We start from the raw sequence: 7032 nt of genomic DNA, 5'->3' as shown, positions 1-7032 counted from the left end.
GATTGCAGCCGCTTATCGCGGACGGTCTGTTGTCTTCAGCGCCGGTGCGTGAGCCCGAGCAGACCTTCTCGCTGTTCATCTGGCTCAACAATGGCGGCATCGTCATGGACTGGCTGATGTCCGGCATCGATCCAGAGAATGCCGGACTGGACAAGATCCCGACAAGCGTGGTCTCGATCGCAGAGTTCGCCCGATGGCTTAAGCTGTCGCGCACCCATCTCGCGCGCAAGCTGCATGACGCCGAGGAACTCGGCAGCATCGGCTGGGCCGGCCAGCGCGGCCATTCCCTGATGTGGGTTTCGAAGGAATTCTACCACGAATACATGGCCGTCCAGGCGGCCAAGCTCGCCGTTGTCGATGCGGCCTTCGAGGTCTGTTTTCCGGCACCGGAAAGAGGCTGAACGTTCTGCCCTCCGCACAACCCGCGATCTCACCGGCAAACGTCAGAAAGTGTCCGGCGTCGCGGCCGCCATGCGCGCTGTCGACCTGCGTGGCCTGATCGTGCAGGACAGGCGCCGCCATGAGCGGCGCCTGCGATCCTCAGTCGATGTCGAACGAGACGCCCTGGGCAAGCGGCAGCGCCTTGGAGTAGTTCACCGTGTTGGTGGCACGCCGCATATAGGCCTTCCAGGCATCCGAGCCGCTCTCGCGGCCGCCGCCGGTCTCCTTCTCGCCACCGAACGCGCCGCCGATCTCGGCGCCGGAGGTGCCGATGTTGACATTGGCGATGCCGCAATCCGAACCATCAACGCCTAGGAAGCGCTCGGACTCCTGCAGGTCGCGGGTGAAGATCGACGACGACAGTCCCGCGCCGACCGCGTTATGCTCGTCGAGCACGGCATCGAAGTCGGAGTACTTCATCACATAAAGGATCGGCGCGAAGGTTTCTTCCGTCACCGGCGCGACCTGCTTGGGCATCTCGACCAGCGCCGGGTGCACGTAATAGGCATCCGGATGGCCGTTCTCGACCCGCGAACCGCCGGTAACCTTGCCGCCATGGGCGGTGGCTTCCTGCAGCGCCTTCTGCATGTTGTCGAAGGCGGCCTTGTCGATCAGCGGACCGACCAGCGAAGACGTTTCCAGCGGATTGCCGACCGAGACGCTCTGATAGGCCTTCTTGAGACGCGGCAGCAGCGCGTCGTAGACGCTCTCGTGCACGAACAGGCGCCGCAGCGTCGTGCAGCGCTGGCCGGCCGTGCCCATGGCGCCAAACGCGATGGCCCGCAGCGCCATGTCGAGATCGGCGGTCGGGCAGACAATGCCGGCATTGTTGCCGCCGAGCTCCAGCACCGCGCGCGCGAAGCGCTTGGCCAGCCGCGGACCGACGTCGCGACCCATGCGGGTCGAGCCGGTGGCCGAGACCAGCGGCACCTTCGGGTGGTCGACCAGGATCTCGCCGACGGCGCGGTCGCCGATCAGCACCGGCGCCAGCCCTGCGGGCGCATCATTGCCGAAGCGCTCGACCGCGCGCTTGAAGATCGCCTCGCAGGCAAGCGCGGTCAGCGGCGTCTTTTCCGACGGCTTCCACACAACGGCGTCGCCGCAGACCAGCGCAAGGGCTGCATTCCACGACCATACCGCGACCGGAAAATTGAAGGCCGAAATGACGCCGACGACGCCCAGCGGATGCCAGGTCTCCATCATGCGGTGGCCGGGGCGTTCGGTGGCGATGGTCAGGCCATACAACTGCCTGGAAAGGCCGACGGCGAAATCGCAGATGTCGATCATCTCCTGCACCTCGCCGAGCCCTTCGGACGGGATCTTGCCGACCTCGATCGAAACCAGCCGGCCAAGCTCGGCCTTGTGGGCGCGCAGTTCCTCGCCAAGCAGGCGAACCAACTCGCCGCGCTTCGGTCCCGGCACCAGCCGCCAGGCCTGGAACGCCTTGTGGGCGGCGTCGATGGTTTTGGCCGCATCGCCCGGCAAGATCGTCTTCAGCGCTGCGATCCGCTCGCCGGTCACCGGGCTACGCACGATCAGGTCGCCGCCGGAAAGCGCGTCCTTGGCGACACCGAGCTTCTCCAGAAGTGCGGCCGTTTCCTTCGCTATCGTCATTTTTGTCCCTTTCAGATCCCGTCGCAAGGCAACGGGGCAAAGCCATGCGCCACCCTGTCCGTACCGTCGGGCCCGTCGGAGCGCTTTCATGGCGTGGCATTACTCGTTTCGGGGAAAAACCGCCACCCCGGCATGGTCTAAGCCCGGACCGCAGGGTTGGGCCAGACTTTCGAGACGGCCGCTCAGCGCGCCTTTTGCGCGGCCCGCTCGGCGCCTTCCTTCATCAGGCGGTCGATATGCATGCGGATATGGGCCGCCTCGGCGGCTGTGTTGGCAAGCGCGATCGCCCGGTCGAACGCAACGCGCGCCTCATCGCCGCGGTCGAGTTGCATCAGCAGGCCGCCCTTGAGGCCGAAGAAGTGGAAATAGCCGGACAGCCTATCCTCCAGCGGCTCGATCATGGCGAGCGCCGCCTCGGGGCCGCGCACCTTGGACACCGCTACGGCGCGATTGAGCGTCACCACCGGCGACGGCTGCATGCGCTCGAGCAGGCTGTAGAGCAGGTCGATCTCGGTCCAGTCGGTGTCTTCGGGCTTCACCGCCCGCGCATGCAGCGCGGCGATCGCCGCTTGCACCTGGTAGGGGCCGGGCTTCTGGTGGCGCAGCGCCTTGTCGACCAGCGCCAGGCCCTCGTCGATCATCTTGCGGCTCCAGAGACTGCGGTCCTGGTCCTCCAGCAGGACGATCTCGCCACTGACGTCGAAGCGTGCCGGCGCCCGCGCATGCTGCAGCAGGAGCAGTGCCGTCAGCCCCATGATCTCCGGCTCGGTCTGGAACAGCCGAAGCAAGAGCCGCGCCAGCCGGATCGCCTCCTCGCAGAGCGGCGCGCGCGCCGGCGCCTCGCCGCTGTTGGTCGAATAGCCCTCGTTGAAGATCAGGTAGACCATGGCGGCCACCGCCGCGAGCCGTTCCGAGCGCTCGACGGCGCCCGGCGTCTCGAAAGGCACGCCGGCATCCGCGATGCGCGCCTTGGCGCGGGTGATGCGCTGCTCCATGGCGCTTTCGCCGACCAGGAAGGCGCGCGCGATCTGTTTGACGGTAAGGCCGGAGACGATGCGCAATGCCACCGCGATCTGCTGCGTCGCCGGCAGGTCCGGATGGCAGCAGATGAACAGGAGCCGCAGGATGTCGTCGCGATAGTGGGCGCCGTCGAGACGCTCGGCGATATCGCTTTCGGTATCCTCCAGGTCGGAGATCTGGTCCTCTTCCGGCAGCGGCGCCTGCTTGGACCGCTTGCGGACCGCGTCGATGCCGCTGTTGCGGCCGACGAAGATCAGCCAGGCGGCGGGATCGCGCGGCGGGCCGTTCTTCGGCCAGTTCTTCAGCGCCCTCAGGCACGCATCCTGGAAAGCTTCTTCCGCGGCGTCGAGATCGCGGAAGTAGCGCAGCAGCGCACCCATCGCCTGCGGACGGGCGGTGCTGATCGCGGTGCTTATCCAGGCAAGCTCGGTCATGCGGGTACTCTGGCCGGATTGAAGAGGGAAACCGGGCGTATCTCGTAGGAGCCGCCGCTTGGATTGACCTCGGAAAGCTCGCGCGCGAAGTCGACGGCCTCGTCGAGGTCGGCGCATTCGAGCGTATAGAAGCCGAGGAACTGTTCCTTGGTTTCGGCGAACGGGCCGTCGATGACGACCGGCTCGCCCTTGACCGTGCGCAACGTCGTCGCGGCGGTGGTCGGCAAGAGACGCGCGACGGGCCCAAGCCGCCCGGCCTGGGCGTATTTTTCCTGCACGCCCAATAGCTTTGCCATGACCTCGTCGTCCTGTTCCTTGCTCCAGGAGCAGACGACGTCTTCGGAGGCGTAGCAGAGGATGGCGTAGAGCATGGCAAATCCTTTCCGTATCAAAGGACGCGACAGTAGGGCCCTTCCCGACACAACGTCGATAAAAAAATATTGAGCGATCACACGGGCTTGCCCGTCCACCCGTGCCACTGGTCAGGCGCCGCGCGTCTCAAGCCATCGCAACACCAGCGTCTCCTCTTCGTCGAGACCGGGTATCAGGCGTTTTCGCTTGCTTGCCTCCGCCATTTCGCTGAGCAGCCGGCCGTTTGCCCATGCTTCGAAGACCAGCGGGTGGATGTAGCATTTGCGGCAGATGGCACGCGTGTTGCCGAGGCGCTCGGCGACCCTGTCGATGATCCCGTTCATGACCCGCTTCATCTGCGCCTGGCTTTCCGGACGCTCGGCTTGTGCAAACAGCGACGCGGCGTGGATGGTGCCGCCCCAGGTTCGGAAATGCTTCGAGCTGAAATCCGCGTCGGCCGCGTCGCGGATATAGCGGTTGACGTCGCCCGAACCGACCGGATGCCTGTTGCCGTCCTCGTCAAGATACTGAAGCAGCTTCTGGCCCGGAAGTTCCTGCGCGCCGCGCACGATCCTGGCGATCCGGCGGTCGACCAGCTTCAGCTTCCATTCCTTGCCGGACTTGCCCTTGAAGGCAAAGCGCAAGTGCGATCCCTCGATGTCGACATGACGGTCGCGCAACGTCGTCAGGCCGAAACTCTTGTTGTCGCGGGCATAGGCGGCATTGCCGACGCGGATCATCGTATTGTCGAGCAGCCAGACGGTCGCCGCGACGACGCGCTCCGCCGGCAGACCGTGACGGCGCAGATCCGCATCGATGCGGCGCCGCAGTCCGGGCAGGCTTTTGGCAAAGGCGACCAAGCTTGAATATTTGGCGCCGTCGCGCTCGGCGGCCCACAGCGCATGATAGCGGTATTGCTTGCGCCCGCGCTGGTCCCGGCCGGTCGCCTGGATGTGCCCGCGGGCATCAGGCGAAATCCAGACATCGGTCCACGCCGGCGGAATGGCCAGTGCCTTGATGCGCGCAAGCGTGGCCGCTGAGACCGAACGGCCCTGGAGCCCGAGATAGGCAAAGCCCTTGCCTTTTCGCTTGCGGCGAATGCCGGGATCGGCATCGCTGACATAGGTGAGCGACGCGCGCTCGGCCGAATCTTGCGCGCCGTTCTTTCGGGTTTCGTCCTCTCCTGCTGAACGGTCAGGGGAGGATTGCGGTCGTTGCAGCATGATGCATCCCACGGAACTGGTCCGTAGATAAGCCGCATCGCCGGCGACTGGTTCCGTGCTGCTCTTAAGGGTTCACGCTCGCGCGACGGCCGACAGGTCCGCCATCCAGAGCCCGCCGTCATCGGATCTCTGCCCAGCGCGGGCAGGCGAGGCAATCCGCGGCAAGGAAGGCGACGAACGGGGCTTGTGTCGCCGCAGGCCGATATTTCGCGCAGCGCCGGCGAACAGTCGCTGCCCGACCTCGATGACCCTGACATCGAGTCCGGCACGACCCAGCAGTGCCTGGACATCCCCGCCGCCGGAATTCACGACCACGACCTCGAACGGTGCATTCTGGTCGAGCGCCGATCTTACTGCTGCGACCAACTCGGCAGGCGCCCGCAAACCAATCACCACGACTGCGAGTTCCGGCCTCTCGGCCATCAGGCGCTTTGCAACTGGACACGCGGCATGGAAAACCGGCGCCGCGCCGCAAGCTTGAACTGATAGCGCATGCAACGCCAGATGTCCGACGGCACCTTCGGCGCGGCCTTGGCCACGGCCAGGAACCGGGCCGCCGTATCCAGGTCGCCGCGCGCATAGTGGACGCGCGCGATCTTCAGGGCGACAAGCCCTTCCCTGGTCTTCAGCGTCGACTTCGCAATCCCGCAATCGGCGAGCCCGTGCAGCGCATTGCGCCATTCGAGGAAGCGCTTTGCCGGCAGCACGATGAAGCGGTCGTCGGAGCGTTCCGCCGAAACACAGTAGGTCATGACCGGTTGCGTGATGATCGCAAGCCGGGCCTTGCTCAACACCCTTGCCCAGAACAACGTGTCCTCGTCATAGGCGAGCCCGGTTGGGAACCGCGTTTCCCCGATCGCCTGCCGGGACACCAGCGCGCTTCCCACCGCAATCGAACGTATGTGACCTTCGATATAGGCCGAGGCATTGGCGATGCTCGCGGCCGTATAGCCGGCAGGCAGCTTGATCTGCCGGTCGACGCCGTCGGTCCGCCGACGATAGGCGCCGACCACCATGTCGGCCCTTGCCTGCATGCTGGCCTGAAGCAGCAATGACCGCAGCCCGCCCTCCAGATGCAGGTCGTCGGCATCGATCATGTAGATCCAGGGATGGTTCGCCTGCGACAGGGCGAGATTGCGGGCTCCGCCGGCGTCCCTGCAGTTGGACTGGATGACGCGCAACGGCAGGCCCAACCGTGAAGCAGCATCGCTGGCGACCGCTGCCGTGCCGTCCGAGGACAAATCGTCGACCAGCAGCACCTCGCCGATGGCGTCCGCTTCCGAACGCAGCGATCCCAGCGTCCTCACTATGGTCGCTGCTGCATTGTGTGCCGGAATGATGACGCTGACAGCTTTCAATGACAACTCCGCACCGGCGCAAAACCCATGCATCCGGCCGTACCGCCCCGAAGCGCAAGATAGCGACAGCGTCCGGATTTGAGAAGCAGTCTTTGCTCGCTCCGCCCGTACGGCACAGGCCTGGACCCCGATGTGTTCACAGCTTTTCGAGCACGACCGGAATGACATCGACCGCTTGCTCGGCCGCCTGGCCGCCGGTCGTCTTGAGCACGCCGACGATCGGCGCCACATCGGAATAGTCCCGCCCGTAGCCGACCGTGATGTGGTCGTTGCTCGCCCGCATGCCGTTGGTCGGATCGAATTCCTGCCATCCGGCGTCACGCCCGCACCAGGCCTTGACCCATGCATGCATGGCATCGGCACCTTCGAGCCGGGGCTTGCCCTTTGGCGGTATGGTGCGCAGGAAGCCGCTGACATAGCCAGCGGGAATGCCGAGGCCGCGCAGGCCGGCGATCATGATATGCGAGAAGTCCTGGCAGACGCCGCGCTTCAGGCCGAAGGCATCGCTGGCGCGGGTCTGCACGGTGGTGGCCTCGCCATCATAGGTGAAATCGCGATGGATGCGGTTGCACAGGTCCAGGACCGTGGCGA

At 65.5% G+C, this 7032-nt stretch carries 7 protein-coding genes and 1 pseudogene; 1 reads left to right on the top strand and 7 read right to left on the bottom strand.

What is annotated here, in order from left to right; all coding sequences use genetic code 11:
* A pseudogene (locus EN781_RS20920) lies at positions 1 to 401 on the top strand (hypothetical protein); the annotation flags it as partial.
* Positions 402 to 540: 139 nt separating this feature from the next.
* On the opposite strand, the gene EN781_RS20915 reads toward EN781_RS20920, so the two are convergent.
* The 7 genes from EN781_RS20915 to EN781_RS20885 form a co-directional block, all read right to left on the bottom strand.
* Positions 541 to 2055: an aldehyde dehydrogenase family protein gene (locus EN781_RS20915; RefSeq protein WP_126058524.1), complete on the bottom strand. Its 1515-nt coding sequence runs from the start codon at positions 2053 to 2055 to the stop codon at positions 541 to 543.
* A gap of 182 nt (positions 2056 to 2237) precedes the next feature.
* Positions 2238 to 3509, bottom strand: a complete 1272-nt coding sequence (locus EN781_RS20910; protein ID WP_126058523.1) for an RNA polymerase sigma factor — start codon at positions 3507 to 3509, stop codon at positions 2238 to 2240.
* Complete coding sequence (locus EN781_RS20905; RefSeq protein ID WP_126058522.1) at positions 3506 to 3880, bottom strand: YciI family protein; 375 nt, start codon at positions 3878 to 3880, stop codon at positions 3506 to 3508. The genes EN781_RS20910 and EN781_RS20905 overlap by 4 nt, the downstream gene beginning before the upstream one ends.
* A 111-nt stretch (positions 3881 to 3991) precedes the next feature.
* Positions 3992 to 5083 carry a DNA topoisomerase IB gene (locus EN781_RS20900; RefSeq protein ID WP_126058521.1) on the bottom strand — a complete coding sequence of 364 codons (1092 nt, stop codon included), beginning with the start codon at positions 5081 to 5083 and terminating at the stop codon, positions 3992 to 3994.
* Between the two features lie 72 nt (positions 5084 to 5155).
* On the bottom strand, positions 5156 to 5506 hold the full coding sequence (locus tag EN781_RS20895) for a glycosyltransferase (protein WP_126058520.1): 351 nt from the start codon (positions 5504 to 5506) through the stop codon (positions 5156 to 5158).
* Positions 5506 to 6441 carry a glycosyltransferase family 2 protein gene (locus EN781_RS20890; protein ID WP_126058519.1) on the bottom strand — a complete coding sequence of 312 codons (936 nt, stop codon included), beginning with the start codon at positions 6439 to 6441 and terminating at the stop codon, positions 5506 to 5508. The genes EN781_RS20895 and EN781_RS20890 overlap by 1 nt, the downstream gene beginning before the upstream one ends.
* Positions 6442 to 6577: 136 nt before the next feature.
* A partial coding sequence (locus EN781_RS20885; protein ID WP_145965568.1) for a transglutaminase family protein occupies positions 6578 to 7032 on the bottom strand: 455 nt, incomplete at its 5' end.

Origin of the sequence: Mesorhizobium sp. M4A.F.Ca.ET.090.04.2.1 (genome assembly GCF_003999085.1) — a bacterium.
Taxonomy (GTDB): Bacteria; Pseudomonadota; Alphaproteobacteria; order Rhizobiales; family Rhizobiaceae; genus Mesorhizobium.
Note: the sequence above shows the minus strand (reverse complement) of the source record. Positions and strands in the feature narration are given on the sequence as shown.